Source organism: Acidovorax sp. ACV02 (assembly GCF_014851475.1).
In the GTDB taxonomy this organism is placed as follows: Bacteria; Pseudomonadota; Gammaproteobacteria; order Burkholderiales; family Burkholderiaceae_C; genus Acidovorax; species Acidovorax delafieldii.
Genome location: NZ_JACUZU010000003.1, coordinates 482,069 through 506,614, shown reverse-complemented (window position 1 = coordinate 506,614; position 24,546 = coordinate 482,069). Strand labels below are relative to the sequence as shown.

At 65.1% G+C, this 24,546-nt stretch carries 30 protein-coding genes; 17 read left to right on the top strand and 13 right to left on the bottom strand.

Going from position 1 to position 24,546, the window contains the following annotated elements; translation table 11 throughout:
• Positions 1-6: 6 nt before the first annotated feature.
• Genes IB236_RS09690 through IB236_RS09680 form a run of 3 tightly spaced genes read right to left on the bottom strand, consistent with a single transcriptional unit; the run spans position 7 to position 1,730 of the window.
• On the bottom strand, positions 7-603 hold the full coding sequence (locus tag IB236_RS09690; protein ID WP_056066118.1) for a GNAT family N-acetyltransferase: 597 nt from the start codon (positions 601-603) through the stop codon (positions 7-9).
• A 20-nt stretch (positions 604-623) separates the two neighbouring features.
• Positions 624-875, bottom strand: a complete 252-nt coding sequence (locus tag IB236_RS09685; protein ID WP_060985012.1) for a hypothetical protein — start codon at positions 873-875, stop codon at positions 624-626.
• Positions 876-1,730, bottom strand: coding sequence for a MoxR family ATPase (locus tag IB236_RS09680; RefSeq protein ID WP_055401588.1), 855 nt, complete (start codon positions 1,728-1,730; stop codon positions 876-878). It lies immediately after the preceding gene.
• Between the two features lie 106 nt (positions 1,731-1,836).
• Here IB236_RS09680 and IB236_RS09675 point away from each other — a divergent pair, with 106 nt between their 5' ends.
• Entirely contained in the window at positions 1,837-2,499 is a 663-nt protein-coding gene (locus tag IB236_RS09675) for a cytochrome c (RefSeq protein ID WP_056746840.1), read from the top strand.
• A gap of 65 nt (positions 2,500-2,564) precedes the next feature.
• Here the strand turns inward: IB236_RS09675 and IB236_RS09670 are convergent, their stop codons facing one another.
• A complete protein-coding gene (locus tag IB236_RS09670) occupies positions 2,565-3,074 on the bottom strand; it encodes a DUF3429 domain-containing protein (protein WP_192420346.1) in 510 nt (169 codons plus the stop codon).
• 185 nt (positions 3,075-3,259) lie between these two features.
• On the opposite strand from IB236_RS09670, the gene IB236_RS09665 reads away from it, so the two are divergent.
• A complete protein-coding gene (locus IB236_RS09665; RefSeq protein WP_225581045.1) occupies positions 3,260-4,522 on the top strand; it encodes a putative Na+/H+ antiporter in 1,263 nt (420 codons plus the stop codon).
• Between the two features lie 3 nt (positions 4,523-4,525).
• On the opposite strand, the gene IB236_RS09660 is transcribed toward IB236_RS09665, so the two are convergent.
• Entirely contained in the window at positions 4,526-5,359 is an 834-nt protein-coding gene (locus IB236_RS09660; protein ID WP_192420342.1) for an IclR family transcriptional regulator, read from the bottom strand.
• A gap of 146 nt (positions 5,360-5,505) precedes the next feature.
• On the opposite strand from IB236_RS09660, the gene IB236_RS09655 reads away from it, so the two are divergent.
• The 8 genes from IB236_RS09655 (at position 5,506) to IB236_RS09620 (ending at position 12,908) form a co-directional block, all read left to right on the top strand.
• Positions 5,506-6,774: an aconitase family protein gene (locus IB236_RS09655; protein WP_225581044.1), complete on the top strand. Its 1,269-nt coding sequence runs from the start codon at positions 5,506-5,508 to the stop codon at positions 6,772-6,774.
• A complete protein-coding gene (locus tag IB236_RS09650) occupies positions 6,771-7,304 on the top strand; it encodes a 3-isopropylmalate dehydratase (RefSeq protein WP_192420338.1) in 534 nt (177 codons plus the stop codon). The genes IB236_RS09655 and IB236_RS09650 overlap by 4 nt, the downstream gene beginning before the upstream one ends.
• Positions 7,305-7,320: 16 nt before the next feature.
• Positions 7,321-8,184: a branched-chain amino acid ABC transporter permease gene (locus IB236_RS09645; protein WP_192420336.1), complete on the top strand. Its 864-nt coding sequence runs from the start codon at positions 7,321-7,323 to the stop codon at positions 8,182-8,184.
• A gap of 9 nt (positions 8,185-8,193) precedes the next feature.
• Positions 8,194-9,165: a branched-chain amino acid ABC transporter permease gene (locus IB236_RS09640; protein ID WP_192420334.1), complete on the top strand. Its 972-nt coding sequence runs from the start codon at positions 8,194-8,196 to the stop codon at positions 9,163-9,165.
• A gap of 38 nt (positions 9,166-9,203) precedes the next feature.
• Entirely contained in the window at positions 9,204-10,019 is an 816-nt protein-coding gene (locus tag IB236_RS09635) for an ABC transporter ATP-binding protein (protein WP_370539907.1), read from the top strand.
• Positions 10,003-10,743 carry an ABC transporter ATP-binding protein gene (locus IB236_RS09630; RefSeq protein ID WP_056066088.1) on the top strand — a complete coding sequence of 247 codons (741 nt, stop codon included), beginning with the start codon at positions 10,003-10,005 and terminating at the stop codon, positions 10,741-10,743. The genes IB236_RS09635 and IB236_RS09630 overlap by 17 nt, the downstream gene beginning before the upstream one ends.
• Positions 10,744-10,812: 69 nt before the next feature.
• Positions 10,813-12,021 carry an ABC transporter substrate-binding protein gene (locus IB236_RS09625; protein WP_056066085.1) on the top strand — a complete coding sequence of 403 codons (1,209 nt, stop codon included), beginning with the start codon at positions 10,813-10,815 and terminating at the stop codon, positions 12,019-12,021.
• 11 nt (positions 12,022-12,032) lie between these two features.
• A complete protein-coding gene (locus tag IB236_RS09620; protein ID WP_192420332.1) occupies positions 12,033-12,908 on the top strand; it encodes an oxaloacetate decarboxylase in 876 nt (291 codons plus the stop codon).
• A 106-nt stretch (positions 12,909-13,014) separates the two neighbouring features.
• Here IB236_RS09620 and IB236_RS09615 read toward each other — a convergent pair whose 3' ends face one another.
• Entirely contained in the window at positions 13,015-13,449 is a 435-nt protein-coding gene (locus IB236_RS09615) for a DUF1841 family protein (protein ID WP_010459392.1), read from the bottom strand.
• 208 nt (positions 13,450-13,657) lie between these two features.
• On the opposite strand from IB236_RS09615, the gene IB236_RS09610 reads away from it, so the two are divergent.
• Positions 13,658-13,879, top strand: coding sequence for a hypothetical protein (locus tag IB236_RS09610; protein ID WP_192420330.1), 222 nt, complete (start codon positions 13,658-13,660; stop codon positions 13,877-13,879).
• Between the two features lie 139 nt (positions 13,880-14,018).
• Here the strand turns inward: IB236_RS09610 and IB236_RS09605 are convergent, their stop codons facing one another.
• The gene (locus tag IB236_RS09605; RefSeq protein WP_192420328.1) at positions 14,019-14,819 is read right to left on the bottom strand and encodes an IclR family transcriptional regulator; all 801 of its coding nucleotides are present in this window, start codon (positions 14,817-14,819) and stop codon (positions 14,019-14,021) included.
• 100 nt (positions 14,820-14,919) lie between these two features.
• On the opposite strand from IB236_RS09605, the gene IB236_RS09600 reads away from it, so the two are divergent.
• From IB236_RS09600 to IB236_RS09580, 5 genes are all read left to right on the top strand, one after another.
• The gene (locus IB236_RS09600; protein ID WP_099729378.1) at positions 14,920-15,621 is read left to right on the top strand and encodes a 3-oxoacid CoA-transferase subunit A; all 702 of its coding nucleotides are present in this window, start codon (positions 14,920-14,922) and stop codon (positions 15,619-15,621) included.
• Between the two features lie 29 nt (positions 15,622-15,650).
• A complete protein-coding gene (locus tag IB236_RS09595) occupies positions 15,651-16,301 on the top strand; it encodes a 3-oxoacid CoA-transferase subunit B (protein ID WP_056066067.1) in 651 nt (216 codons plus the stop codon).
• Positions 16,302-16,337: 36 nt separating this feature from the next.
• Positions 16,338-17,549: a 3-oxoadipyl-CoA thiolase gene (gene pcaF / locus IB236_RS09590; protein WP_192420326.1), complete on the top strand. Its 1,212-nt coding sequence runs from the start codon at positions 16,338-16,340 to the stop codon at positions 17,547-17,549.
• Entirely contained in the window at positions 17,546-18,289 is a 744-nt protein-coding gene (locus IB236_RS09585; protein ID WP_192420324.1) for an SDR family oxidoreductase, read from the top strand. Before pcaF ends, IB236_RS09585 begins: the two co-directional genes overlap by 4 nt.
• A 162-nt stretch (positions 18,290-18,451) precedes the next feature.
• Positions 18,452-19,456: a tripartite tricarboxylate transporter substrate binding protein gene (locus IB236_RS09580; RefSeq protein WP_192420322.1), complete on the top strand. Its 1,005-nt coding sequence runs from the start codon at positions 18,452-18,454 to the stop codon at positions 19,454-19,456.
• 99 nt (positions 19,457-19,555) lie between these two features.
• Here IB236_RS09580 and IB236_RS09575 read toward each other — a convergent pair whose 3' ends face one another.
• The gene (locus IB236_RS09575; protein WP_146871713.1) at positions 19,556-20,158 is read right to left on the bottom strand and encodes a short chain dehydrogenase; all 603 of its coding nucleotides are present in this window, start codon (positions 20,156-20,158) and stop codon (positions 19,556-19,558) included.
• A 132-nt stretch (positions 20,159-20,290) separates the two neighbouring features.
• On the opposite strand from IB236_RS09575, the gene IB236_RS09570 reads away from it, so the two are divergent.
• Positions 20,291-21,178: a LysR family transcriptional regulator gene (locus IB236_RS09570; RefSeq protein ID WP_192420320.1), complete on the top strand. Its 888-nt coding sequence runs from the start codon at positions 20,291-20,293 to the stop codon at positions 21,176-21,178.
• A gap of 77 nt (positions 21,179-21,255) precedes the next feature.
• Here IB236_RS09570 and IB236_RS09565 read toward each other — a convergent pair whose 3' ends face one another.
• From IB236_RS09565 to IB236_RS09545, 5 genes are all read right to left on the bottom strand, one after another.
• On the bottom strand, positions 21,256-21,717 hold the full coding sequence (locus IB236_RS09565; RefSeq protein ID WP_110960151.1) for a PaaI family thioesterase: 462 nt from the start codon (positions 21,715-21,717) through the stop codon (positions 21,256-21,258).
• Entirely contained in the window at positions 21,717-22,409 is a 693-nt protein-coding gene (locus IB236_RS09560) for a transglutaminase family protein (protein ID WP_192420317.1), read from the bottom strand. Before IB236_RS09560 ends, IB236_RS09565 begins: the two co-directional genes overlap by 1 nt.
• Before the next feature lie 103 nt (positions 22,410-22,512).
• Positions 22,513-23,160 carry a trimeric intracellular cation channel family protein gene (locus IB236_RS09555; RefSeq protein ID WP_056746822.1) on the bottom strand — a complete coding sequence of 216 codons (648 nt, stop codon included), beginning with the start codon at positions 23,158-23,160 and terminating at the stop codon, positions 22,513-22,515.
• 181 nt (positions 23,161-23,341) lie between these two features.
• On the bottom strand, positions 23,342-23,710 hold the full coding sequence (locus tag IB236_RS09550) for a hypothetical protein (protein ID WP_056066043.1): 369 nt from the start codon (positions 23,708-23,710) through the stop codon (positions 23,342-23,344).
• Positions 23,707-24,543 (bottom strand): hypothetical protein, encoded by an 837-nt coding sequence (locus tag IB236_RS09545; protein ID WP_192420315.1) that lies wholly within the window; start codon positions 24,541-24,543, stop codon positions 23,707-23,709. Before IB236_RS09545 ends, IB236_RS09550 begins: the two co-directional genes overlap by 4 nt.
• Positions 24,544-24,546 lie beyond the last annotated feature (3 nt).

Here is a 24,546-nt window from a genome sequence, read left to right as displayed (position 1 = left end):
TAGTGTTTATTGCGCATGACGCTCTAAAAGATATAGCAGCTGTGCCTTGGCCTCAGGCCATTCGCCGGCACGCATGCTGTACATCACCGTGTCGCGGATGGTGCCGTCGCGGCGCAGCGCGTGGCCGCGCAGCACGCCGTCTTTCTTGGCGCCCAGGCGCTCGATGGCGCGTTGTGACGCAAAGTTGTAGTTGTCGGTGCGCCAGCCCACCACATGGCAGCCCAGCGTGTCGAAGGCGTGGCCCATCATCAGCAGCTTGGCGGTGGTGTTGACGTGGGTGCGCTGCACGCTTTGGCAGTACCAGGTGTAGCCAATTTCCACGCGTTTCACAGCCGGCACGATGTCGTGGTAGCTGGTGGAGCCCAGCACTTTGCCGGTGGCGTCTTCCACCACGGCAAAGGCAAAGCGGTTGCCGTCCTCGCGCATCTTGAGCGCGGCTTCGATGTACGCGCGGGTGTCCTGCGGCTCGGGTACCGAGGTGATGCGCAGCTTCCACAGCTCGCCATCGGCGGCTGCGGCCCGCAGGCCTTCTTCATGGGCCAGCGCCAGCGGCTCCAGGCGGACTCCGCGATCGCGCAGCGTGACAGGTTCTACAAAAGCCATGGGTCTCTATCCCCTAATCATCAATCCTTGGACGGTTGGCTGCGGCGGCTGTTCTGCCAGCGCCGCGCCGCATGCAGGCCCAGGCCGCCACCGATGCCCACCAGGGCGATGCCCACCAGGCTGCCGGTGCCGTAGCCGGGCGCGAAGATATCGAGCCCCAACAGCTGGCCCAGCCAGAAGCCCAGCAGGGCGCCCCCCACAAAGCCCACGGCATCGGCGACGCCGTGTGCCAGCAGCTGGCGGGTGTCGTCGTTGCTGTTGCCGTTGCTCACTCAGCGGTTCCTCTGGTTCATGAACACCAGCTTTTCAAACAGGCTCACGTCCTGTTCGTTCTTGAGCAGCGCCCCCACCAGCGGGGGCACGGCCACCTTGTTGTCGGCGCTTTGCAGGGCGGTGAGTGGAATGTCTTCGGCCACCAGCAGCTTGAGCCAGTCGATCAGTTCGCTGGTCGAGGGCTTCTTTTTCAGGCCCGGCAGGTTGCGCACGTCATAAAACGTCTTCATCGCCACGCTGAGCAGTTCGCTCTTGAGCGTGGGGAAGTGCACGTTGATGATCTGCCGCATCGTGTCGGCCTCGGGGAACTTGATGAAGTGGAAGAAGCAGCGGCGCAGGAACGCATCGGGCAGCTCCTTTTCGTTGTTCGACGTGATGAACACCAGCGGGCGGTGCTTGGCCTTGATGAGTTCGCGCGTTTCGTAGCAGTAGAACTCCATGCGGTCGATTTCGCGCAGCAGGTCGTTCGGGAATTCGATGTCGGCCTTGTCGATCTCGTCGATCAGCAGCGCCACGGGGCGGTCGGCCGTGAAGGCCTGCCACAGCACGCCCTGGATGATGTAGTTGCGGATGTTCTTCACGCGCTCGGCGCTGTCGCCGTCGTTGAGCTGGCTGTCGCGCAAGCGACTCACCGCGTCATATTCATACAGGCCCTGCTGGGCCTTGGTGGTGGACTTGATGTGCCATTGCAGCAGGGGCATGTCCAGCGCCTGCGCCACTTCCTCGGCCAGCATCGTCTTGCCCGTGCCGGGCTCGCCCTTGATCAGCAGCGGCCGTTGCAGCGTGATGGCCGCATTCACGGCCAGCATCAGGTCTTGGGTGGCGACGTAGTTCTGGGAGCCTTGGAATTTCATGGGGGAAAACACCGGATCGTTGATGAATGGGCTTGACAGGGCGCTGGCTATAATCGACGGCTGATCAGAGCCCAGAGCTGAACTTCCACGAGATTGTGCGCGCAAAATGAACAAAACGTTGACCACGCTATTTGCCCTGGCTGTCGCTTCCGTGACCGCCTTGTCCCACGCCCAGGAAGCCAAGGGCGACGTGGAAGCCGGCAAGCAAAAGATCGCCATGTGCATTGGTTGCCACGGCATCGTTGGCTACCAGGCCAGCTTTCCTGAGATCCACAAGGTGCCCATGATCTCGGGCCAGAGTGCCAAGTACATTGCGGCAGCGCTGGTCGCCTACCAAAAGGGCGAGCGCAAGCACCCCACCATGCGCGGCATCGCCGAGTCGTTGTCCGAGAAGGACATCGCTGACGTGTCGGCCTACTACGAACAACACGGCAAGACCGGTGCCGAACTGCCCGCCAAGCCCTCGCGTGAACCCAGCGTGCAAGTGGCCGAGCTGCTGAAGAAGGGCGCTTGCGTTTCCTGCCACGGCGACAACTTCGCCAAGCCCATCGACCCCTCTTACCCCAAGATCGCCGGCCAGCATGCCGACTACCTGTTTGTGGCGCTCAAGGCCTACAAGGTTGAGAAGAACGCCAACGTGGGTCGTGGCAACGCCATCATGGGCGGTGTGGCCAAGCAGTTCACCAACGCTGAACTGAAGGCCTTGGCCAATTACGTGAGCGGCCTGGACGGCGACCTGCACACGGTGCCCCAGTCGCGCTTCCGTTGATCAGCAGTCTGGCTGACTACAAAAAAAGCCCGCTTCGGCGGGCTTTTTGTTGGCTGGTTGAATCGTCAACGGCTGGCGGCCCATGCCCCCAACGCCAGACATATACAAGCCGTGACCGTCAGGCGCCATCGCAGCGGCAAGTACCACGTGGGAAGCAAGGTGCGCGCAGCCAGTCGGTGGTCTTGCACCAGGTGGGCTGCAAAGCCTGTTATCAGCAGCACGGCTCCTGCTGCAGGTGGCAACAGCGTGGCAGGCCAGGCCATCAGTGATGGCACCACGCTCCACACAAAGCAGTGCGTGCGTTCTGTGGCGCTCAGCCCGCTTTGTGCCATCGCAAAGCCCCAGTGCAGAGCGCCCACGAAACTCAGAATCACCGCGCCGTAGGCCAGCAGCGCCGCGCTCCACCACGGCGTGCCGGGCGCCCACAGGCCCACAACCGCCAGCGCCACAAACGGCAACAGGCCCCAATAGCCCAGCCAGGCCACGGGCGATGGGATCGGCGCAGGGGGGCGGTGAAGACAAGGGTGGTGCGGTGGGATGATGGTGCATGGGACCTCCAGGTGGGGTGCCTGCATTGTCTGGAAAGCGAGACTCCCGAGTGGGCTGCATGGTTGTGTGCGCCGTGCGCTGCGTGCAAAGCGCGCTGCGCCTACACGGGGTCGCCGTAGTGCCACGGTAAAATTGGAGATGGGTGTCGGCGCCATCGTGGCCCGGCAGGTTCATGCGCTGGTCGGGCCGCCGCGCGGTTTTTTTACGACCCATGAACTCCTCTCCCACCCTAATCCAGGGGATTGGTGCCGTCCTGTTCGGCCTGGCCATTCTCCATACCTTCTCCACCAAGTACTTCGAACGTCTAGCGCACGTGCAGCCCAAGCATGCGGGCATCTGGCATCTGCTGGGTGAGGTAGAGGTCGTCTTCGGCTTCTGGGCCCTGGTGCTCATGCTGTTCATGTTCTCCCTCGGCGGCAAGCAGGAGGCCACCGCCTACCTGGACTCGCGCAATTTCACCGAGCCACTGTTCGTGTTTGCGATCATGGTGATTGCCGCCACCCGGCCAATCCTCCAGCTGTCAGGCTCTGCGGTGCGGGTGTTGGCCCGGTGCATGCCTTTTCAGCGCGGTGTGGCCATGTACTTTGTAGTGTTGTCGGCCGTTCCGCTGCTGGGCTCCTTCATCACCGAGCCTGCAGCGATGACGCTGGCGGCACTGATGCTGCGTGACATCCTGTTTTCGCAGCCTTTGTCGAACCGACTCAAGTATTCGACCCTTGGCGTGCTGTTCGTCAACATCTCCATTGGCGGCACCTTCACGCCGTTCGCCGCGCCGCCGGTGCTCATGGTGGCGGCGCAGTGGAACTGGGACCTGTGGTTCATGGTGTCCCACTTTGGCTGGAAGGCGGCCGTGGCGGTGGTGGTCAACGCTGGCATCGCCACGCTGCTGTTTCGCCGCCAGGTGGGGCATATGGGGTGCAAGGTCGCGAGGGATGAGGCGCCCGTGCCTGTGTCCGTCATGCTGGTGCACTTGGTGTTCCTGGCGCTGGTAGTGCTTTTTGCGCACCATCCAGCTGTGTTCCTGGGCCTGTTCCTGTTTTTCATGGGGTTCACCACGGCCTACCAGCGCCATCAAAACCCGCTGATCTTGCGCGAGGCCTTGCTCGTGGCTTTCTTCCTGGTCGGTCTGGTGGTGCTGGGTGGCGTGCAGCGGTGGTGGTTACAGCCGGTGCTCATGAAGATGGATGCCAACGCCGTGTTCTTTGGTGCTGCGGCGCTCACGGCCTTCACGGACAACGCAGCGCTGACTTACCTGGGCTCTTTGGTCGAAGGCCTCAGCCATGAGTTCAAGGTGGCCTTGGTGGCAGGTGCGGTGACCGGCGGTGGCCTGACCGTGATCGCGAATGCGCCCAACCCGGCAGGCGCGGCGATCCTGAAAGAGAAGTTTGCTGACAACGCCATCCACCCGCTCGGACTGCTGCTCGGGGCTTTGCCGCCTACGATGGTGGCGGTGCTGGCGTTTCGCTTGTTGTAGTCGTTACCGCTCGGCCAACACGGCCTGGCTGGTCATGGCCTCGCAGATGGCGCGGATCTGCGGGCGCATGAGCCGGGCCACCTCGTCGCGCCGGTGCGACTCCAGCCGCCCCGAGATCGCTGCCACGCTGATGGCGGCGATCGGGTTGTCTGGCGGGAAAGCGATACCGATGGCTGCTGTACCTGGTGTGACCACGCTGTCCAGAAACGCATAGCCCTTCTCGCGTCCCACCTTGATCGCCTCGCGCAGGTAGGGAGCTGTGACGAATCCGTACTTCTCGTATTTGGGCGCGTTGGCATCGATGATGGATTCGGCCTCGTCGGGAGGCAGTGCGCACAGGATTGCCAACCCGCCCGCACCCACGCCCAGCGGGCGGCGAATGCCCACGTCCAGCGCCAGCGATTTGATGGGGTAGTCGCCCAGTGCGCGGTGGGTGCACACGGCCTCCAGGCCGCTGCGTTCGCTCAGGTAGATGGTGTCCTGGGTGACTTCGGCCAGCTTTTGCAGCGCGCTGTCGCACAGCTCCGACAGCCGGTAGCGGGGGCGTGCGAGCAATCCCAGCTCGTACAGCAGCGGGCCCAGGTAGTACTTGCGTGTGTGGGCGTCCCGGTCCACCAGGCCTTCGGCCTCCAGCCGGTGAAGCATGCGAAAGCAAGTGGACTGCGGCAGGCCGCTGGTGGCGGCGATCTCGCCGATGCGCATGCCACCTTTGCCACGAGACGCCACGATACGGAGCATCTGCACGACACGTTCGATGCTTTGAGTCCCTGTTTTCGAATTTCCACTATGTGGCGGTTTATTTGTCTCTGATGGGACTGTTATGGTTTTTTTATTCATGTTGTCTTTGTAGTTTGTATCCACATAGTGGGCAATATAGGGTTTACCCAGGCGATTGAGCTGTCGTTTGATTTTTTAATAAGTAATCAAACGATTTTTCAACTTCCACATAGTGGATAACTGGGTGAAGCCACATGTCTTACACGATGACTGAAAAGATCCTCGCCCGGGTTGCAGGGGTGCCTGCGGTCCGGGCGGGCGATGAGATCCTGGCCAGGCCGGATTTCGTGATTGCCTATGACTTTCCGGGCTACACGGATGTGTTCTTCAAGGAGGCCAAGGAGGACTTCGGTGTGGACAAGGTGCCCAGCCCCGAGCGCTTTGTGCTGTTCATCGACCACATGGTCCCGGCTGCCGCCCCCAAGGAGGAAGAGCTGCACAAGGTCACCCGCGCCTGGGGCAAGGAGCAGGGCGTGCCCGTGCACGAGCGCGAGGGCATTGGCCACCAGGTGTCGGCCGAGCTGGGCTACGCCACGCCGGGTGCATTTGCGGTGCATTTCGACGGGCATGTGAGCCAGCTGGGTGCGTTCGGCACGTTGGCCATTGGAGCGCGCAAGAGTGTGCTGGAGACCTTTGTCTCCGAGCGCATGGCGCTCGTGGTGCCGGGCACGGTCAAGATCGAAGTCACCGGCACGGTGCAGCCCGGTGTGATGGCGCGCGACATCTTTCACCACCTGGTGCGGGTGATGGGGCCATCGTCCTGCCGCTTCAAGGTGGTGGAGCTGTGCGGCACCGTGATCGATGCCATGAGCATCGAGGGCCGCCAGACGATCTGCGGCCAGGCCATGTTCCTGGGCGCGACCACGATGCTGATTGCCCCCGATGCAAAAACGCTGGAACACGCCAAGGGCCGCTCCAAGATCGCCCTCGACCCGGTCTACCCCGATGCCGATGCGCACTACGACCGTGTGGTGACCGTGGATGTGAGCGACCTGGCGCCCATCGTGGTGGCGCCACCCAGCCCCGCCAATACCCGGGACCTGACCGAATACACAGGCCTGGAAGTGCACATGGGTTACCTGGGCAGCTGCGCCAGCGGCCGCCTGGAGGACCTGCGCATTGCCGCCCAGGTGCTCAAGGGCCGCAAGATCAAGCCGGGGTTCCAGCTGCATGTGGTGCCCACCTCCCAGGCCATCATGTCGCAGGCCGCCAGCGAAGGCCTGATCTCCACCCTGGTGGATGCAGGCGCGTTCATCAGCTCTTCGAGCTGCGACTACTGTTATGGCCGCATTGCCACCATGACCGATGGCCAGCGCGCTGTGTCCACCGGCACGCTCAACACGCCCGGCCGCATGGGCAGTGCCGACTCCGAAATCTTCATCTGCAACGCCGCCGTGGTGGCGGCATCGGCCCTGGAAGGCTGCATCACCGACCCCCGGCCCTACCTCGCCAACACCGAAGGGAGCGCAGCATGACATTGCCCACCTTGCATGGCCGCGCGGCCTGGGTCTTCACCGAAGACGACTACGACATCGACCTGATTGTCGGCATCAAGAACATCAAGATCACCGACATCAATGAACTGGCGGCGGTCACCATGACCAGTTACGACCCTGGCTTTGCCCAATCCGTCTCCAAAGGTGATGTACTGGTGGGCGGCCAGAACTTTGGCTATGGCCACCCGCATTACCCGGCCATGCGCGCCATGCGCCACCTCGGGGTGGCCGGCGTGATCGCCGAGTCTTTCTCGCCCGGCTTCTTTCGGGGGGAGATCAGCATGGGCTTCCCGCTGATCACCTGCCCGGGCATCCGTGCCGCCACGCAGCGCTGGGACACTCTGCGCGTGGACTGGGTGCGCGGTGTGGTCGTCAACGAGCGCACGAGCCAGGCGCTGCCGTTCGAGCCCTGGTCGTCCACCGAGCGCGCCACCATCGAGGCGGGCGGGTTCACGCCGTATCTCAAAGCCCGGCTGGCGCGCGAGCGTGCAGCCGCTGCGGCGACATGACGGGCAGGAGCGCACCATGTTGCAGATGATTGTGAGCGGCGTCGCCCTGGGCGCCATCTACGGGCTCATCGCCCTGGGCATCGTGATGGTGTTCAAGGCGACGGGCATCCTCAACTTCGCGCATGGCGAAGCGGCCATGCTCTCGGCCTTTGTGGCCTACACACTGTTCAAGCTGGGCCTGCCGCTGTGGGCGGTGGTGCTGCTCACGCTGTTGTTCGGCGCGGCGCTGGGCATGGCGATTGAACGGTTCATCATCCGCCGCTTCATCGGCAAGGCACTGCTGTCGTCTGCGATCTGCACACTGGGCCTGTTCCTGGTGTTTGGCGACCTGGCCATCTGGGTATGGGGCAAGGACACGCAGGAGCTGCCCAGCATCTTCCCGGCTGCCCCCATCGACATCGGCGGTGTGATCGTCTCGGGCATCGACCTGGGCATCGTGGCCGTGTGCGCCGCGCTGGCAGGTTTGCTGTTTGCGTTCTTTCGCTTCACGCGGTTGGGCATCGCCATGCAGGCCACCATGGAAAACCCCACGGCTGCGCGCCTCATGGGCATTCCGATCAAGCGCATCTATGCGCTGGCCTGGGCGCTGTCGCACGTGATCGCCGCCACGGCGGGCTTGCTGATTGCGCCGCTGACTTTCGTGCACTTTTCGATGATGCAGCACGCCCTGCACTTCGCGTTCGCCGCCGCGGTATTGGGCGGCATTGGCAGCATGCCAGGCGCGCTGCTGGGCGGCGTGATCATCGGCGTGTCGTCGAACCTCACGGGCGCCTATGTGTCCTCGGCCTGGAAGGACGCGGTGCCCTTCATCGTGATGCTGGTCATCCTGATCCTGCGCCCCCACGGTCTGCTGGCCCGCGCCCAGATCAAGAAGGTCTAAGGAGCCGCCATGACCAAAGTCTTTGACGCATACCCCTGGCTCGGCCCGCTGCTGTTCGTGCTGGCCTTCGTGCTGGCGCCGCTCGTGCCCGGTGGCTACGTGCTGTACATCTTCACGCTTGTCATCATCTACACGCTGGCCTCGTTTGGCACCAACATCCTCACGGGCTACACCAACCTGATCTCCATGGCGGGTGCCGTGTTCTTCGGCATCGGTGCTTATGGCTCGGCCATCCTGACCACGCACTTTGGTGTGCCGCTGGTGCTGTCGATGTTCATTGCGGCCAGCATCGCCACCGTGGTGGGCTTGCTGCTGGCGCTCCCCGTCCTGCGGCTGGAGGAGGTGTTCCTGGCGATCGCCACGCTGGGTTTCGTGATGATTTCGGTGGAGATCGCCAAGTCCAGCGGCGACATGTCGGGCGGCGAGAACGGCATGGGCGCGCCCGGCCCCACGCTGTTCGGCTGGGCGCTGGACGAGCGCGCGTACCACGTGTTCACCGCCGTGGTGCTGGCGGGGGCGCTGTGGGTGGCGCGCAACCTGGCGCGCAGCCGGTTTGGGCGTGGCTTTCTGGCCATCAAGGGCAGCGAGACAGCAGCTCGCGCTCTGGGCCTGAACACCACGGCGCTCAAGCTGGTGGCGTTTGGCGTCTGTGCCTTCTACACCGGCCTGTCGGGTGCGTTGTATGCACCGCTGGTGCGCTTCATCGACCCATCGCTGTTCAGCATCATGGTGTCAATCAGCTTCGTCTCGATGGTCATCGTGGGCGGTCTGGGCTCCATCCTGGGCTCGGTGCTGGGCGCGGTGTTTGTCATCGGTGCGCCGCAGTTGCTCACCTACCTGGGGTTTGATCAGTTCCAGCGCGCGCTGTACGGCGTGGCCATGATCCTGGCGCTGATGTTCCTGCCCGACGGGCTGGCCAGCCTCTTCAAGCGCAAGCGCCTGCCCGGCGCAGATGCGGCGCAAAGCGGGGTGGTGCGATGAGAGTTTTGGACGACAAGATATTGGCGTTGCAGGCAACTGTGTCAGCAGCACTCGGTCGGGCGGCCCCATTGCTCAGCATCCAGGGCGTGCGCATGGCGTTCGGCGGCATTGTGGCCGTGCAGGACGTGAGCTTCGACGTGATGCCCGGTACGGTGCACGCATTGATCGGGCCCAACGGCGCCGGCAAGACGACGATGCTCAATTGTATCAGCCGCTTCTACACGCCCCAGCAAGGCTCCATGCGGTATCGCACGGCCGCAGGTGACGTGGAACTGCTGGGCTGCAAGGCGCACCAGGTGGCGCGCCTGGGCATTGCCCGCACCTTCCAGAACCTGGAGCTTTTTGCCGAACTGACCGTGTTTGACAACGTGCTGATTGCACGGTCGATGGCGATGCGCGCCACGCTGCTGGAAGCCCTGCTGGGCCTGCCACGCCAGCGCCGTGAGGAGCGCGAGGAACGTGAGCGTGTGGAGGCCGTGCTGGAGAAGCTCAACCTGCAAGCCCATGCCCATGCGGTGGTGCGCGATCTGCCCTACGGCACGCAGAAGCTGGTGGAGCTGGCCCGTGCCATGGCGCTGGAGCCACGCCTGATGCTGCTGGACGAGCCTGCAGCGGGCATGAACAACCGTGAGATCGATGCCCTGGGCGAAACACTCAAGCGGCTGCAGGCCAGCACGCAAGCGACCCTGCTGCTTATCGAGCACAGCATGCCGCTGGTGATGTCCATCTCGGACACGATCACCGTGATGCACAACGGCGCCTTCCTGGCGCAGGGCTCCCCCAGGGAGATCGAAAACCATCCCGCCGTGGTTGAGGCGTATCTCGGAGGAGGCAAGAGTGGCAAACGGCGTTGAACCATCCAGTGCGCCCGCACTGCTGAGCGTGGACAACCTGAGCGCGGGCTACGGCAAGATCCGCGCGCTGCACGGCGTGAGCCTGCGCGTACCGCAGGCCCGCATCGTGTGTGTGCTGGGCGCCAACGGCGCGGGCAAGACCACGCTGATGCGTGCACTCTCGGGGCTGCTGCCCGTCAGTGACGGGCAAGCCATTTTTGACGGCCAGTCCATCGCTAACGTGCCTGCCGAAGCGCTGGTGCGGCGCGGCATTGCCCATGTGCCGCAAGGCCGCATGGTGTTTGCGCAACTCACCGTGCGCGACAACCTGGTGCTGGGGGGGTACACCCGCCCAGCCGCCGAGGTGCGCGACGACATCGACCGGGTGCTGGGTTATTTCCCCCGGCTTAAGGAACGCATCACGTCCCGCGCCGGCACGCTGTCGGGCGGCGAGCAGCAGATGCTGGCCATTGCCCGGGGCCTGCTGGCCAAGCCGCGCCTGCTGATGCTGGATGAGCCCTCCATGGGCGTGGCCCCCATCCTGAAAGACGCGATCTTCGAGACGCTGCGCGACATCCGCGACCGCGAAAACCTCACGCTGCTGATCGTGGAGCAGGACGCAGACATCGCGCTCGACATCTCCGATGAAGGTTATGTCATCGAGACCGGCCGTGTCGTGATGCAAGGCCCTGCTTCGGAGCTGGCAGGCAACGAAGACATCCGCCGTGCCTACCTGGGCGGCTGACCACAGGCTCGGCTTTGCAAGTTCCTTCCCCCACGTTCCCTTCCCACCGATAAACACAGGAGACAAACCATGACCCACCTCACTCCCCGCCGCACCCTGCTGGCCGCTGCAGCTGCCAGTCTGATGACCGCCACCCTGGGCGCGCATGCCTTCGAAAACAAGGAAGAGGGCGTGCTGACCCAGGAGATCGTGCTCGGCTCATCACAGCCGTTGTCCGGCACGCTGGCCTACATGGGCAAGGCCGTGGACGAAGGCATGCGCACCTACTTCGACATGGTCAACGAGCAGGGCGGCGTCAATGGCCGCAAGATCAAGCTCATCACCTATGACGACGAACTTAAGCCCGCCAAGTCGGTGGCCAACGCCAAGCTCCTGGTCGAGCGCGACAAGGTGTTTGCCATGGTGGGCAACATCGGCCATGCCACCAACATCAGCGCCTACGAATACAGCTCCACCAAGAAGGTGCCCACCATTGGCGCGCTGAGCATCTCCGACCTGACCTCCAACCCGCCACGCGACCTGCTGTACGTGCTGCCGTCGCCCCAGTCCACCGAGACGGCGGCCTACATCGACCATGCGGTGGAGGTGCTCAAGGCCAAGAAGATCGCAATGCTCTACCAGAACGACGGCTGGGGCAAACCGGCCTACGACATTGCGGTGCAGCGCATGGAAAAGCACGGCATGAAGCTGGTGGAGGCGCAGACGTTTGAGCGCTTCGCGACCGACCTGACCTCGCAGGTCTTCAAACTCAAGCAGGCTGAGCCGGACGTGGTCATCGTCTACGCGCTGGGCCAGGAGGCGGTGCAGTTCTTCCGCGGTGCCGAAAAGCTGGGCTGGAAGCCCACGGTGTTTGGTGCGGGGGGGCTCAACGACCCCAAGTTCATCGAGCTGCTGGGCAAGACGCAGTCCAAGCTGTATGTGGCCTCGTACTACGACGCGGTGGATGGCAACAACCCAGCCATCCAGTCGTTCTTCCAGCGCTACACCAAGCTGTATCCCAAGTCGGCTCCCACCTCGATGGCGCTCATGGGCTATTCGTCGGCCGCCGTGACGGTCGAGGCCTTGAAGCGCACCGGCGCCGAACCGAGCCGCGCCAAGGTGGTGGCCGAGCTGGATGGCATGAAGGACTTTGACCAGAAGATCGGCCCCAAGATCACCTTCCAGCCCGTCAGTGCCGGTGGCTATGCGCGGCGCGGCCAGACGGGTGTGGCGCTGATGGAGCTCAAGGACCAGAAGTTCGTGTCCATGGGCAGCTACATCGACCCCGTCAAACGTTGAGGACACCCGCCATGACAACAAGCTTGCGACAACAGCTGCGTGCGCGCATCCAGTCGGGCCCCACCTTCTGGATGGCCGGTGCGCAGGACGCCCTCTCGGCCCTGCTGGTGGACCAGTCGGACTTTGACGGCATCTTCACCACGGGGTTTGGCATCTCGGCATCGCTGCTGGGCCAGCCAGACATGGAGGTCTACACACTCAGCGAAAACGTGGGTGTGGTGCACCACATCGTCAACGTGGTGAAAAAGCCTGTGTTTGCCGATGCCGACACCGGCTACGGCAATGTCATCAACGTGGCCCGCACGGTGCGCGAGTTCGAGAAGGCGGGCGTGGCCGCGATCTCGATCGAAGACCAGATCAGCCCCAAGCGCTGCCCGGCGGCCGCAGCGGTGACGCCTGTGGTGTCCATCCCCGATGCCGTGGCGCGCATCAAGGCGGCGGTGGATGCCCGCCAGGACCCGGACTTTCTCATCGTCGCACGCACCGATGTGGCCGACCCCGAGGAGGCCATCGAGCGCGCCGTGCGCTTTGCGGAGGCGGGGGCGGACCTGATCCAGCCCATCTCGCGCACGTTCAAGGGCTATGAAGACCTCGTGCGCCTGCGCAATGCCTCGGGCCGCCGCCTGTCGCTGCAGCTCATGCAAGGGCTGTGGATGTCGCGCCTCACGCGGTCGCAGATCGAAGAGGTGGCGGCTTTTGCGACTTATCCGGTGGTCACGCTGATGAGCACGGTGCACGCCTTGCAGAAGAACCTCGCCACGCTGTCGGCGCGCCGCACGGGCGATGTGGACGGCTTGCCTTGTGGACAGACCAGCATGGCCGACTTCAAGGAAGTGATCGGCTGGGAGGCGATGGAAGAGCGCCAGGCGCACTACGAGGCGGGTTGATCGCTACACGCCCGAAAGGGCCATGGTGTTGATGCAGGCCAGTGCCCTCGACGGGTGCTGGCCTTTTTTGTTGGCTGGACTGGCTTTCGGGTGCCGGGCTGTACGTTCAGTCGCGCGTCGCGCGCCGCTGCACGCAGGCGATGTAGGCATCGCCATCGGGCGGACGGCCTGCGCGCTGGCTTTCCCACAGCATTTCGCCCAGGCAGTCCATGGCGGCGTGGTGGGCGTCGTGCAGCGAGTCGAGCCGCGCCGTCAGCAGCTCCACCGCCTGGCGGATGCCACGGGGCTGGTCGATGCTGCATTGCTCGCTGATGGACAGGTGCATCGACAGGTGCAGGAAGGGATTGGTCTGGCCCGGTGTTTCGTCGTAGTTGCGGGCCACGGCCGCATCGGCGTCGGACAGGTCGGCGTGGTACTCGGGGTGCTCGGCGATCCACAGGCTGGCCAGCGTCTCGATGGCTTCCATGGGGGCGCCGCTCTGGGTCTTGGCGTGCACACCACACAGAAAGCGGCGCACATCGGCTTGGGAGGGGCTGAACATGGGGCGTGAGGGTAGCACGCAGGGCAAGGGCCTGGCGTCAGAGGGGAGGCGGGAGAGGGTGATGCGGATTGCGTCCGGCTGCTACATCGCGCCGGGGCGGCGTCCTACGCGGGCTGTGCGCCGGCGCACCTACATTGGGCTGGCGCAAGGGGCGGGAGCCGGGTCCACTTTGCTGCAGTCCTCCAAACCCGGCATCGGGAGAAGTGTCATGAATGCAATGCGAATCGTTGGTGTGCTGTTGTTGGTGTTGGGCCTTGCCGGGTTTCTGACCGGGGGCTTCAGCTTTACCAAGGACACCACCCAGGCCAAGATCGGTCCCTTGGAGTTGACCGTGAAAGAAAAGGAATCCGTGAATATCCCCCAATGGTTGAGTCTGGGCGCGATGGTTCTCGGCGGCGTGGTGCTGGTGCTCGGCTTTCGCAAGAACTGATTTCATCCACCGTGGCGAGTGACGGGTGTTGCGGCTCCGGTTCTCGCCCTATCCACGTAAGACGTAAATCGGAGCTTTAGCACCGGCCGCTCGTTGCGGTGGGTGATCCCTGGTACCGGTTGCCGACAGCCGTTATCTGTCACCCCCTCGGCGCCCCCATCATGCGCGAGATGGTCCGGGCCGCACTCAGCAGTGCGGGCAGCAGGCTCTCCTGCATCACCGCCGCACTTGTGCGATTGGCCTGACCGCTGATGTTGAGCGCCGCCACTGTCTGCCCCGTGCGGTTGGTCAGCGGCGCGGCAATCGATATCAAACCCTCTTCCAGTTCCTGGTTCACCAGGCACCAGCCCTGCTGTCGCGCCTGACGGATGTGGGCCAGCAGTGCATCCCTGTCCGTGGTGGTGTGTTCGGTAAAACGCTGCAGAGGGTGGCCCTGTAGCCGGGCTTGCAGTTCATCGTCCGGCAACCCGGCCAGCAGCATGCGGCCCATGGACGTCCAGCACGCGGGCAGGCGCGAGCCCACGCCCAGCGTGGTGCGCATGATCTTGTGGGTGGGCACGCGCAGCACATAGACGATGTCCAGGCCGTCGAGCACGGCGGCCGATGACGACTCGCGCACCTCTTCCACCAGGTCCTCCATCACCGGCTCGGCCAGGTTCCAGATGGGCAGCGATGAGAGGTAGGCAAAGCCCAAATCCAGGATGCGTGGGCTCAGGCGAAACAGCTTGCCGTCTGTCTCCACATAACCCAGCGTCTGCAGCGTGAGCAGGATGCGGCGCGCACCGGCGCGCGTGAGGCCTGTCTGCGCGGCGACTTCACTCAAGGTTTGCTGCGGCGTGGCCGCGCTGAACGAGCGGATCACTTCCAGCCCGCGCGCGAACGACTGCACATAGCTGTCGCTCGGTTTGGGGTCTTTGGCTTCAGGGGTTTGGGAATTCATACGTATGCCAACTATAATTCTTTAAGCGAACATTTGTTCTATATGCGAACAAATTTCAGAGAGACGAGACAACAAACAAGCAAACCAAGAAAGCGTTGCAATGATCAACAAACTGGCGGACTCGGTGGCTCAGGCCCTTGCGGGGGTGAAGGATGGTGCCACGGTGTTGATAGGCGGGTTCGGCACGGCCGGCATTCCGGGCGAGCTAATCGACGGCCTCATCGCCCAGGGGGCGCGGGACCTCACGGTGGTCAACAACAACGCAGGCAATGCCGACCAGGGCCTGGCCGCGCTGCTCAAGGCCGGGCAGGTGCGCAAGATCATCTGCAGCTTTCCGCGCCAGGTGGACAGCTATGTGTTCGATGACCTGTATCGCAGTGGCAAGCTGGAGCTGGAACTGGTGCCCCAGGGCAATCTGGCCGAGCGCCTGCGCGCTGCGGGTGCGGGCATCGGCGCCTTTTTCTGCCCCACGGCCTATGGCACCGAACTGGCTGCGGGCAAGGAAACGCGCGAGATCAATGGCAAACACTACGTGCTCGAATACCCCATCCATGGCGATGTGGCCCTGGTCAAGGCCGAGAAGGGCGACCGCTGGGGCAACCTCACCTACCGCATGTCGGCGCGCAACTTTGGCCCCGTGATGGCCACGGCTGCCAAGACCACGATTGCCACCGTGCACGAGGTGGTGGAGCTGGGCGCGCTGGACCCGGAAGCCATCGTCACTCCGGGCATTTATGTGACGCATGTGGTGAAGATCGACCGCACGGCCACGCAGGCGGGCGGATTCAAGAAATCCGCGTGATATAGCCCCCAGGCGTAGAAAGAATAAGCATGAGTAGCTATCAAAAGCGTAGTAAAGACGAGCTGGCGAAACGGGTGGCACAAGACATCCACGACGGCGCCTACGTCAACCTGGGCATCGGCCAGCCGACCCTGGTCGCCAACCATATCCCGGCAGGCCGCGAAGTCATCCTGCAAAGCGAAAACGGCATCCTGGGCATGGGCCCCGCGCCCGCTGCGGGACTGGAGGACTATGACCTGATCAACGCGGGCAAGCAGCCCGTCACGCTGCTGCCCGGCGGCGCGTACTTCCACCACGCCGACAGCTTCGCGATGATGCGCGGCGGGCACCTCGATATCTGCGTGCTGGGCGCCTTCCAGGTCAGCGCCACGGGCGATCTGGCCAACTGGAGCACGGGCGAGCCCGGCGCCATCCCCGCCGTGGGCGGCGCGATGGACCTGGCCATCGGCGCCAAGCAGACCTGGGTGATGATGGACCTGCTGACCAAGCAGGGCGCGAGCAAGATCGTGACGCAGTGCACCTACCCGCTCACCGGTGTCGCCTGCGTGAAGCGCATCTACACCGATCTATGCACACTGGCCTGCACGCCCACCGGGCTGCAGCTTATCGACACCGTGCCCGGCCTGTCGCACGCTGAGCTGGAGCAACTGGTGGGCCTGCCCATCCGCCCCGCCGCCTGAACGAATCCACCCCCCAAGCAACGAGGAGACAAAACCATGAGCACACAACGCCAGGCCTTCATCTGCGACGCCATCCGCACCCCCTTCGGCCGCTACGGCGGCGCGCTCTCCAGCGTGCGCACCGACGACCTGGGTGCCATCCCCATCAAGGCGCTGATGGACCGCAACCCCGGCGTGGACTGGGCGGCCGTGACCGACGTGCTCTACGGCTGCGCCAACCAGGCCGGTGAAGACAACCGCAACGTGGCCCACATGAGCAGCCTGCTGGCGGGGCTGCCCATCGAAGTGGCCGGCGCCACCATCAACCGCCTGTGCGGTTCGGGGCTCGATGCCGTGGGCACCGCAGCGCGCGCCATCAAGGCGGGCGAGGCAGGTCTGATGATCGCGGGCGGTGTGGAGAGCATGAGCCGCGCCCCCTTCGTCATGCCCAAGGCAGAGTCGGCCTTCAGCCGTAACAACGCGGTGTATGACACGACGATCGGCTGGCGCTTTGTCAACAAGCTGATGAAGGAAAAGTACGGCGTGGACTCCATGCCCGAAACCGCCGAGAACGTGGCGACGGAGTTCAAGATTGAGCGCGAAGCCCAGGACCAGATGGCCCTGCGCAGCCAGCTCAACGCCGTGGCCGCCATCAAGGCGGGCCATCTGGCGCGCGAGATCGTGCCGGTGCACATCCCGCAAAAGAAGGGCGACGCGATCATCGTGAGCCAGGACGAGCACCCGCGTGAGACCAGCATCGAAGCGCTGGCCAAGCTCAAGGGTGTGGTGCGGCCCGATGGCACGGTGACGGCGGGCAACGCCAGCGGCGTGAACGACGGCGCCTGCGCGCTGCTGCTGGCCGACGAGGCCAATGCTGCCAAATATGGCCTCAAGCCCCGCGCCCGCGTGGTGGGCATGGCCGTGGCTGGTGTGGCGCCACGCATCATGGGCTTTGGCCCCACGCCTGCCACGCTGAAGGTGCTGGCGCAGACGGGCCTGACCATCGACCACATGGACGTGATCGAACTGAACGAAGCCTTTGCCGCGCAAGGCCTGGCCGTGCTGCGCGCGCTGGGCCTCAAGGACGACGATGCCCGCGTGAACGCCTGGGGCGGGGCCATCGCGCTGGGCCACCCGCTGGGTGCCAGCGGCGCGCGCCTGGTCACCACCGCCGCCAACCGCCTGCACGAACACGCCGGGAAGTACGCGCTGTGCACCATGTGCATCGGCGTGGGCCAGGGCATTGCCGTGATCCTGGAGCGCGTGTGACCGTGATTGAGCGCAACCCGACACCGGTCACCGTCATCACGGGTGCCAGCAACGGCATCGGCCGCGCGATTGCCGAAGCCGTTCTGTCCCAGGGCCACGCCGTGGTCAACCTGGACTACGTGCTGCCCACCTGGAGCCACCCGCAACTCACCTCGTACCAGGGCGACCTGACCAATGAAGCCTCGACCCGCGAACGCGCGGCCGAGATCGCGGCCAAGCACAACGTCACCGCACTGGTGAACAACGCGGGCGCCACGCGCCCTGGCACCATCGACACGGCGACCACAGCCCAACTGGATGACGTGGTGGGGCTGCACCTGCGCGCGCCCATGTTGCTGGTGCAGGCCGTTTTGCCCACGTTGCGCGCCAGCGGGCAGGGCCGCATCGTCAACATGTCGTCGCGCGCCGCACTGGGCAAGGCCGACCGCATCGTGTATTCGGCCACCAAGGCCGGAATGATCGGCATGACACGCACGCTGGCCATGGAGTTGGGGCGTGACGGCATCACCGTCAACGCGATTGGTCCCGGGCCCATCGCCACCGAACTCTTCCGCCAGAGCAACCCCGACGGCGCGCCGCAAACGCAGCGCATCCTGAACAGCATTGCCGTAGGCCGCATGGGCACGCCCGATGACGTGGCACGCGCAGCGCTGTTTTTCCTCTCGCCCGACAACGGCTTTGTGACCGGGCAGGTGTTGTACGTGTGCGGAGGCACCACGCTGGGAGTGGCGCCTGTTTAGCAACCAGAACTGATCTTCCTTGCCGCCCCGCAAGGGGCACCCCCCGTTCTCGTCCGGAGGCCTCGGCGCCCGGTTGAGGCCACGGCGCGGCCAGACGCGGGCCCACGCGGCGCTGGTGGCACCGACCCATTCATTCATCCACCTTCTTGAAGGAGACAAACCATGACCCGTTCCATCCACGCCACCCGCCGCTTCGCGCTGTCGGCCGCTGCAGTCACCGCCCTCGCTGGTATCGGCCTGCTGGGCAGCAGTGCTGCGCTCGCCCAGGCTTATCCGACCAAGCCCGTTACCATCGTCGTGCCCTTTGCAGCAGGTGGCACCACCGACATCCTGGCCCGCATCATTGGCCAGGCGCTGACCACCGAGCTGGGCCAATCCGTCATCGTGGACAACCGCGCAGGTGCGGGCGGCAACATCGGCGGGGCCATGGCGGCCAAGGCCCCGGCAGATGGTTACACCCTCTTCATGGGCACGGTGGGCACCCACGCCATCAACGCCAGCCTGTACAAGAAGATGCCGTTCGACCCCATCAAGGACTTTGCCCCGCTGACGCGCGTGGCCAATGTGCCGAACCTGCTGGTGGCCAACCCGGCACAGCCCTACAAGAGCGTGAAGGAGCTGATCGCCTACGCGAAGGCCAACCCTGGCAAGGTCAACTTTGGCTCCTCGGGCAACGGCAGCTCCATCCACCTGTCGGGCGAGCTGTTCAAGAGCCTCGCCAAGGTGGACATGGTGCACGTGCCCTACAAGGGCAGCGCACCGGCCGTGACCGACCTGCTGGGCAACCAGATCGGCATCATGTTCGACAACATGCCCTCGGCCATCCAGCACGTGCGCAGCGGCAAGCTGGTGCCCATTGCCGTGACCACGGCCAAGCGCTCGCCCGAGCTGCCCAACGTGCCCACCATCGCCGAAGCGGGCGTGCCGGGCTATGAAGCCACCTCGTGGTTTGGCATGTTCGCGCCCGCTGGCACGCCTGCGCCGGTGCTGGCCAAGCTCAACACCGCATTGGTCAAGGTGCTGAACCAGGCCGAGGTGAAGAAAAAGATCAACGAGCAGGGCGCCGAGACGTACAGCGAAACGCCCGAGCAGTTTGCTGCCTTCATCCAGGCGGAGTCCGTCAAATGGGGCAAGGTCGTGAAGGAGTCTGGGGCGAGCCTGGACTAAGCGCTACCAAGATTTTTTGTAGCTACCAGATTGATAGCTGCTACCGCTCATGCATCGGGCGGTAGCAGCTATTTTTGTTTCACATTCGGGTCGGCAGGATCACTGCACCCGGTACACACGCCCCGTCTGCGCGCCTTCCACGCTGCGCTGGTAGGCCAGCGCCACGCGTGCGGCAGGCGCCGGCTCGAACCCCGGGAAGAACGGCCCGTAGCTGCCCATCGACTCGGTCAGCACTGTGGGGCTGATGGCGTTGATGCGCAGGCCGCGCGGCAGCTCGATGGCGGCGGCAGCCACAAAACCTTCGATGGCCGCGTTCACGGCCGTGGCGCTGGCGCCGTTGCGGATGGGCTCAATCGACAGGATGCCCGCCGTCAGCGTGATGGAGCCGCCATCGTTCAGATACTTCTGGCCGACCAGCGCCAGCTGCACCTGGCCCAGCAATTTGTCCTGCAGGCCCAGGTTGAACTGCTCGGCCGTCATTTCCGCCAGCGGGCCAAAGTGCAGATTGCCTGCGGTGCTCACGATGGCATCGACTTTGCCCACCGCCTCGAACAGTTGGGCAACCGCGCCTGGCTGCGAGAAGTCCGCACGGTGCGTGCCGCTGCTGCGGCCCACGGTGATCACGTCGTGGCGTGCGCCCAGGTTGGCCAGCACGGCCTGGCCGATGGTGCCGCTCGCGCCGATGAGAAGAATCTTGGACATGGTGTTTTCCTTGGGTGTCAAAAAGGGTTGATGAGGAACTGACAGCCCGATTCTTTTGCTAATCAATCGGAACATAAAGTACATGCAAGTTATGCTTGTGCTAACCATTGATTAGGAATTGAGGGAGTTGCCGTGGACAAGCTGCGCAATATGGAAGTCATGGTGGCCGTGGTGGAGGCCGGCAGCTTTGCCGCTGCCGCGCGCCAGCTGCAGATCTCCGCCGTGATGGTGGGCAAGCACATCCAGCAGCTGGAGACCCACCTGGGCGCGCGCCTGTTCCAGCGCAGCACGCGCCAGAACAGCCTGACCGAGGTGGGCGCCGCGTTCTACGACGACAGCAAACGCGTGCTGGAGCAGGTGCGCTGGGCCGAGTCCGCCGTGGAGCGCAGCCGCGCCGTGCCGCAGGGCCTGCTGCGAGTGAGCGCGCCCTTCACGCTGGGCAACCACGTGATCGCGCCGCTGGTGGCCGACTTTCTGCAGCGCCACGACCAGGTGCGTGTGGACCTGCAGCTCACCGACAGCGTGGTGGACCTGGCAGGCGAGGGCTTTGACGTGGCCGTGCGCATTGGCCAGGTGGTGAACGAGGGCCTGGTGGCGCGCCCGCTGCGCCCCTACCGCATGGTGATTGCCGCAGCACCCGCGTACCTGCAGCGCCACGGCACGCCCGAACGCGCGGCCGACCTGGCGCGCCACCAGTGCCTCAGCCACTCGGTGTGGCAGCGCCGGGTGGAATGGACCTTGCGCGACGGCAACGAGGATTTCTTCTGGCCTGAGAATGCGCGCTTTGTGTGCAACCAGGGCGATGGCCTGCGCCAGGCGGCGTTGCGCGGCCTGGGCCTGATCATGCAACCCGAGGTGCTACTGGCCGACGACCTGACCAGTGGCGTGCTGGTGCCGGTGATGCAGCACTGCCTGCCCGTGCCGCGCCCGATGCACCTGGTGTATGCGCCCGACCGGCGGCAACTGCCCAAGCTGGCGCGGTTTGTGGAGCATGTGGTGGGCGCGCTGGGCGCAGCCTGAGCGGTGCGGGTCAGGCTTGTGCGCCGGGGGGGGCACAGCTGGAGGCCTGGGGCCTTGGGCGTGACGCCCAGGGTCGCTCACTCCACGGCGTCGCGGGGCGCCACGGGCCCGATCTTGAACACGCCGCTCACCCGCGCACAGGGCACGCCATCAGCTGTGACCAGCCCTTGCGCAAACACCAGAGAGCGTGTGATGCGCAGCGGCTCGGCCTCGCCCTCCACCCAGGCGCCCAGCGGGGCGGGGGCCAGGTAGTCGATCTGCAGGCTGATGGTGGGCAAGAAGCGGTCCGACACCTGGTCGCTTTTGCGGTGCACCGACAGCGGCACCAGCATGTCGCAGAACGTGGCCATCATGCCGCCGTGCAGGTTGCCCATGGGGTTGGTGTGGCGCGGCTCCACGCGAAAGCCGAACTTCACCACGTTGCCCTGGTGCAGCACATACAGCGGGCCGTTGTGCTGGATGTAAGGGCCCCCGGCCACCAGCGGCGCAAAACCTGCGGGGATGGGGGCGGTGGTGGCGTTCTCGGGGGCGTGCGTCATCAGCGGGCTTCCTTTTCATTTTCAATGTCGTTGGAAAAACTGGCGTCCTGCAGGCTGCTGCGGGTGGCGTCACCCTGCAGCCAGCCGCCGTACACCGTGCGAAAGTCGGCCACTATCTGCGCGAGCGGCATGTCGTCAAACGCGCCGCGCTGGTGCACGTATTCCATGTGGCGTGCGCCCGATTGGTCGAACGGGTGGTAGATGGAATCGTTCTCGCCGTCGAACTCCAGCGGCAGCAGGCCAAAGCGCTCGCACAGCTCGATGTTGAAGGCGGGTGTGGCCTTGCGCCAGGCGCCGTCCAGCCAGATGTCGGTGTAGCCATGCCAGATGAAGAGGTCGGTCTTCATGGTCTCGCGCATGCGCTCGGTGCTCAGGTGGTTGCGCACATCGGCAAACCCCATGCGCGCCGGGATGCCCGCCGCACGGCACACGGCCGTCAGCAGCGCGGCCTTGGGCACGCACCAGCCGTAGCCGTTGGCCAGCACGGTGCTGGCCGTCATGCCCTGGGGCGACAGGTCGATGCGGTAGGGGTCGTAGCGGAAACCATCGCGCACGGCCAGGTACAGGGCCACCGCGCGTTCGCGGTCGGTGGCGCCACGCGCGTGTTCGGCGGCAAAGGCCGTCACAGCAGGGGCGTCGCTGTCGATGAGGGCCGTGGCGCGCAGGTGGGCGGGCGTGAGGGCGTCGGTCATGGGGGTGTCTCCTGCAGTCGGACGGAGGCCAGTGTGCGGGCCTCGGGCACCCGATGCTGTCACAGGCGCGCCAGCCCTGCGCGGGAGGGGGCCGATGCCCCCATCACACCCGCCACGCAGGCAGCTCCCAGTTGCGCCACACCGCCAACCCGCGCAGCCCGGCGGTGAGCAGCACACAGACCACCAGCGGCGCCCAGTCGGGAGCCTGCATCTGGCGCAGGGCCACGTCGGCCCAGCCGCCCGCAAACGCGCACAGCGCATAGGGGCGGTGGTCGCTGAAGGCCTGGGGCACCTCGTTGCACAGCACGTCGCGCAGCACACCGCCAAACACGCCGGTGGTCACGCCCATCATCACGCTGATGATGGGTGGCATGCCAATGGCGGTGGCAATGTCCACGCCCACAGCGGCAAACAGGCCCAGGCCGATGGCATCGGGCAGCAGCATGGCGCGTTCGGTGGGCTCAAAGTGCCGCTGGCGCATGAACAGCATGGCGCCGATGCACAGCGCCAGAATGCCCCACACAAACTCGGTGTGGCGAATCCAGAAAAAGGGCCGCTGGTCCAGCAGCAAATCGCGCAGCGTGCCCCCGCCAAACGCGGCCACGAAGGCCACCACACACACGCCCACGGCATCCAGCCGCTTGCGCGCGGCGGCCATCACGCCCGACAGTGCGAAAGCCACGGTGGCGGCCACTTCCAGCACAAAGCGCAGGGTGTGCACCCAGGGGGCGTTGATGATCAGCGAATCCATGGCGACGATTGTGCCGTGGCCGCTGGCGATTCCATGGGGGGTTAGTCGCTATCTATTTGATAGCTACTGAGGCATAAATCAGTAGCGCTTGGACGTATTTTGAGCAAAAAATGTGCAGATGGGCGTTGTGTATGCCCGGTAGGCCCCGTCAGGTCCCGGTGCAGCACTTGCCTGCGTCCACTCAGCGCAGCAGGCCCTCGCCCAATGCGCAGGCCACCAGCGCCAGCACACATCCGCCCAGGCCCAGCCACCCCAACCGCAGTGCCCAGCGCTGGCTGGCCTGCGGCCACAGGTTCATGGCCAGCACCAGCAACCAGCCCAGCACCATCCATGCGGCCAGCACCAGGGCCACACCGGCGACCCAGCCAGCAGCCAGGCTGGCGGTGGTGGTCTGCAACAGCAAGGTGCCCAGCGCCACCGCCTTGGCGCGCCATCGCGCCGCCCCCGTGGGTGTGTCATCGCCCCACGCACGGGTGGGCACTGTGCGGGCCCAGCAGGCCAGTGCCACCAGCGAGGCCAAGGCGGCGGCAATGCCCAGCAGTTCGTTCATGCGGTCTCCGAGGGCTGTGGGTGGCGCGGGGTGTGACGGGCGCGGCTGCGATGGCCCAGGCTCCGGGCCCCCAGCCGGTGGTGCAGCGACCACACGCTGCTGCAGGCTGCTGCCGCGCACAGCATGGCGGCCACCCAGCCTTGCTGCAGCCCGGCCTTTGCTGCCAGGCCGGCACAAGCCAGCCCTGCCAGCAGCCACAGCAGGGCGCTGGTGCGGGGCGCCCAGGTGCGCACCGTGGCCGCAGGCAACCCGACAAAAAACGACAGCAGCAGGCCCAGCATGGCGGCCGATCGAGCGGGCTCAACCGCCACGATGTGCGCCAGACGGAATGACTCCACCGCCAGCGCCGCGCAAAGCCAGAAGGGCAGGTGCGTCAGCTGTGCCAACGGCCAGGGGCGGCCCGTGTGGGACACCACATGCCGTGGTGCCGCCGGGATGACAGCAATGGACGGGCGGCTCCCCCGGCGCCGATGAGTCTGCTGCACCCGCTGCGGGCCCATGAACGCCGCCACGCCCGCACAGGCCAGACCCGTGGCCGCAAGGCCCAGGGCCATGGCGGGTGCCAGGGCGCTACCGAGTGCCAGGCCGGTGAGCGCCGCCACAGCCAACAGCGCCCCGGTGCTGCCCAGCGCCACCCGCCACAGCGCCAGCGTGCGCAGCGCCCACGCGGCCAGGGCCGACATCAGCAGCCACACGGCAATGAGCACCCACACCGTCCACACCGGCCGCTGCGCCAGCGGGGCCAAGCCCGCAGGTCCCCACAGGTGTACGAACACCGCCACGAGGAGCGCGGCGGGCACGGTGGCATGCAGGGCCAAAAAGAAACGTTGCATGGT

Bases quoted from the DNA above. Each gene is read 5' to 3' on its own strand.
- IB236_RS09690 (WP_056066118.1), bottom strand. From the start codon at position 603: ATGGCTTTTGTAGAACCTGTCACGCTGCGCGATCGCGGAGTCCGCCTG.
- IB236_RS09680 (WP_055401588.1), bottom strand. From the start codon at position 1,730: ATGAAATTCCAAGGCTCCCAGAACTACGTCGCCACCCAAGACCTGATG.
- IB236_RS09675 (WP_056746840.1), top strand. From the start codon at position 1,837: ATGAACAAAACGTTGACCACGCTATTTGCCCTGGCTGTCGCTTCCGTG.
- IB236_RS09670 (WP_192420346.1), bottom strand. From the start codon at position 3,074: ATGCAGGCACCCCACCTGGAGGTCCCATGCACCATCATCCCACCGCAC.
- IB236_RS09665 (WP_225581045.1), top strand. From the start codon at position 3,260: ATGAACTCCTCTCCCACCCTAATCCAGGGGATTGGTGCCGTCCTGTTC.
- IB236_RS09660 (WP_192420342.1), bottom strand. From the start codon at position 5,359: ATGAATAAAAAAACCATAACAGTCCCATCAGAGACAAATAAACCGCCA.
- IB236_RS09655 (WP_225581044.1), top strand. From the start codon at position 5,506: ATGACTGAAAAGATCCTCGCCCGGGTTGCAGGGGTGCCTGCGGTCCGG.
- IB236_RS09650 (WP_192420338.1), top strand. From the start codon at position 6,771: ATGACATTGCCCACCTTGCATGGCCGCGCGGCCTGGGTCTTCACCGAA.
- IB236_RS09645 (WP_192420336.1), top strand. From the start codon at position 7,321: ATGTTGCAGATGATTGTGAGCGGCGTCGCCCTGGGCGCCATCTACGGG.
- IB236_RS09640 (WP_192420334.1), top strand. From the start codon at position 8,194: ATGACCAAAGTCTTTGACGCATACCCCTGGCTCGGCCCGCTGCTGTTC.
- IB236_RS09625 (WP_056066085.1), top strand. From the start codon at position 10,813: ATGACCCACCTCACTCCCCGCCGCACCCTGCTGGCCGCTGCAGCTGCC.
- IB236_RS09620 (WP_192420332.1), top strand. From the start codon at position 12,033: ATGACAACAAGCTTGCGACAACAGCTGCGTGCGCGCATCCAGTCGGGC.
- IB236_RS09615 (WP_010459392.1), bottom strand. From the start codon at position 13,449: ATGTTCAGCCCCTCCCAAGCCGATGTGCGCCGCTTTCTGTGTGGTGTG.
- IB236_RS09610 (WP_192420330.1), top strand. From the start codon at position 13,658: ATGAATGCAATGCGAATCGTTGGTGTGCTGTTGTTGGTGTTGGGCCTT.
- IB236_RS09605 (WP_192420328.1), bottom strand. From the start codon at position 14,819: ATGAATTCCCAAACCCCTGAAGCCAAAGACCCCAAACCGAGCGACAGC.
- IB236_RS09600 (WP_099729378.1), top strand. From the start codon at position 14,920: ATGATCAACAAACTGGCGGACTCGGTGGCTCAGGCCCTTGCGGGGGTG.
- IB236_RS09595 (WP_056066067.1), top strand. From the start codon at position 15,651: ATGAGTAGCTATCAAAAGCGTAGTAAAGACGAGCTGGCGAAACGGGTG.
- pcaF (WP_192420326.1), top strand. From the start codon at position 16,338: ATGAGCACACAACGCCAGGCCTTCATCTGCGACGCCATCCGCACCCCC.
- IB236_RS09580 (WP_192420322.1), top strand. From the start codon at position 18,452: ATGACCCGTTCCATCCACGCCACCCGCCGCTTCGCGCTGTCGGCCGCT.
- IB236_RS09575 (WP_146871713.1), bottom strand. From the start codon at position 20,158: ATGTCCAAGATTCTTCTCATCGGCGCGAGCGGCACCATCGGCCAGGCC.
- IB236_RS09565 (WP_110960151.1), bottom strand. From the start codon at position 21,717: ATGACGCACGCCCCCGAGAACGCCACCACCGCCCCCATCCCCGCAGGT.
- IB236_RS09560 (WP_192420317.1), bottom strand. From the start codon at position 22,409: ATGACCGACGCCCTCACGCCCGCCCACCTGCGCGCCACGGCCCTCATC.
- IB236_RS09555 (WP_056746822.1), bottom strand. From the start codon at position 23,160: ATGGATTCGCTGATCATCAACGCCCCCTGGGTGCACACCCTGCGCTTT.
- IB236_RS09550 (WP_056066043.1), bottom strand. From the start codon at position 23,710: ATGAACGAACTGCTGGGCATTGCCGCCGCCTTGGCCTCGCTGGTGGCA.
- IB236_RS09545 (WP_192420315.1), bottom strand. From the start codon at position 24,543: ATGCAACGTTTCTTTTTGGCCCTGCATGCCACCGTGCCCGCCGCGCTC.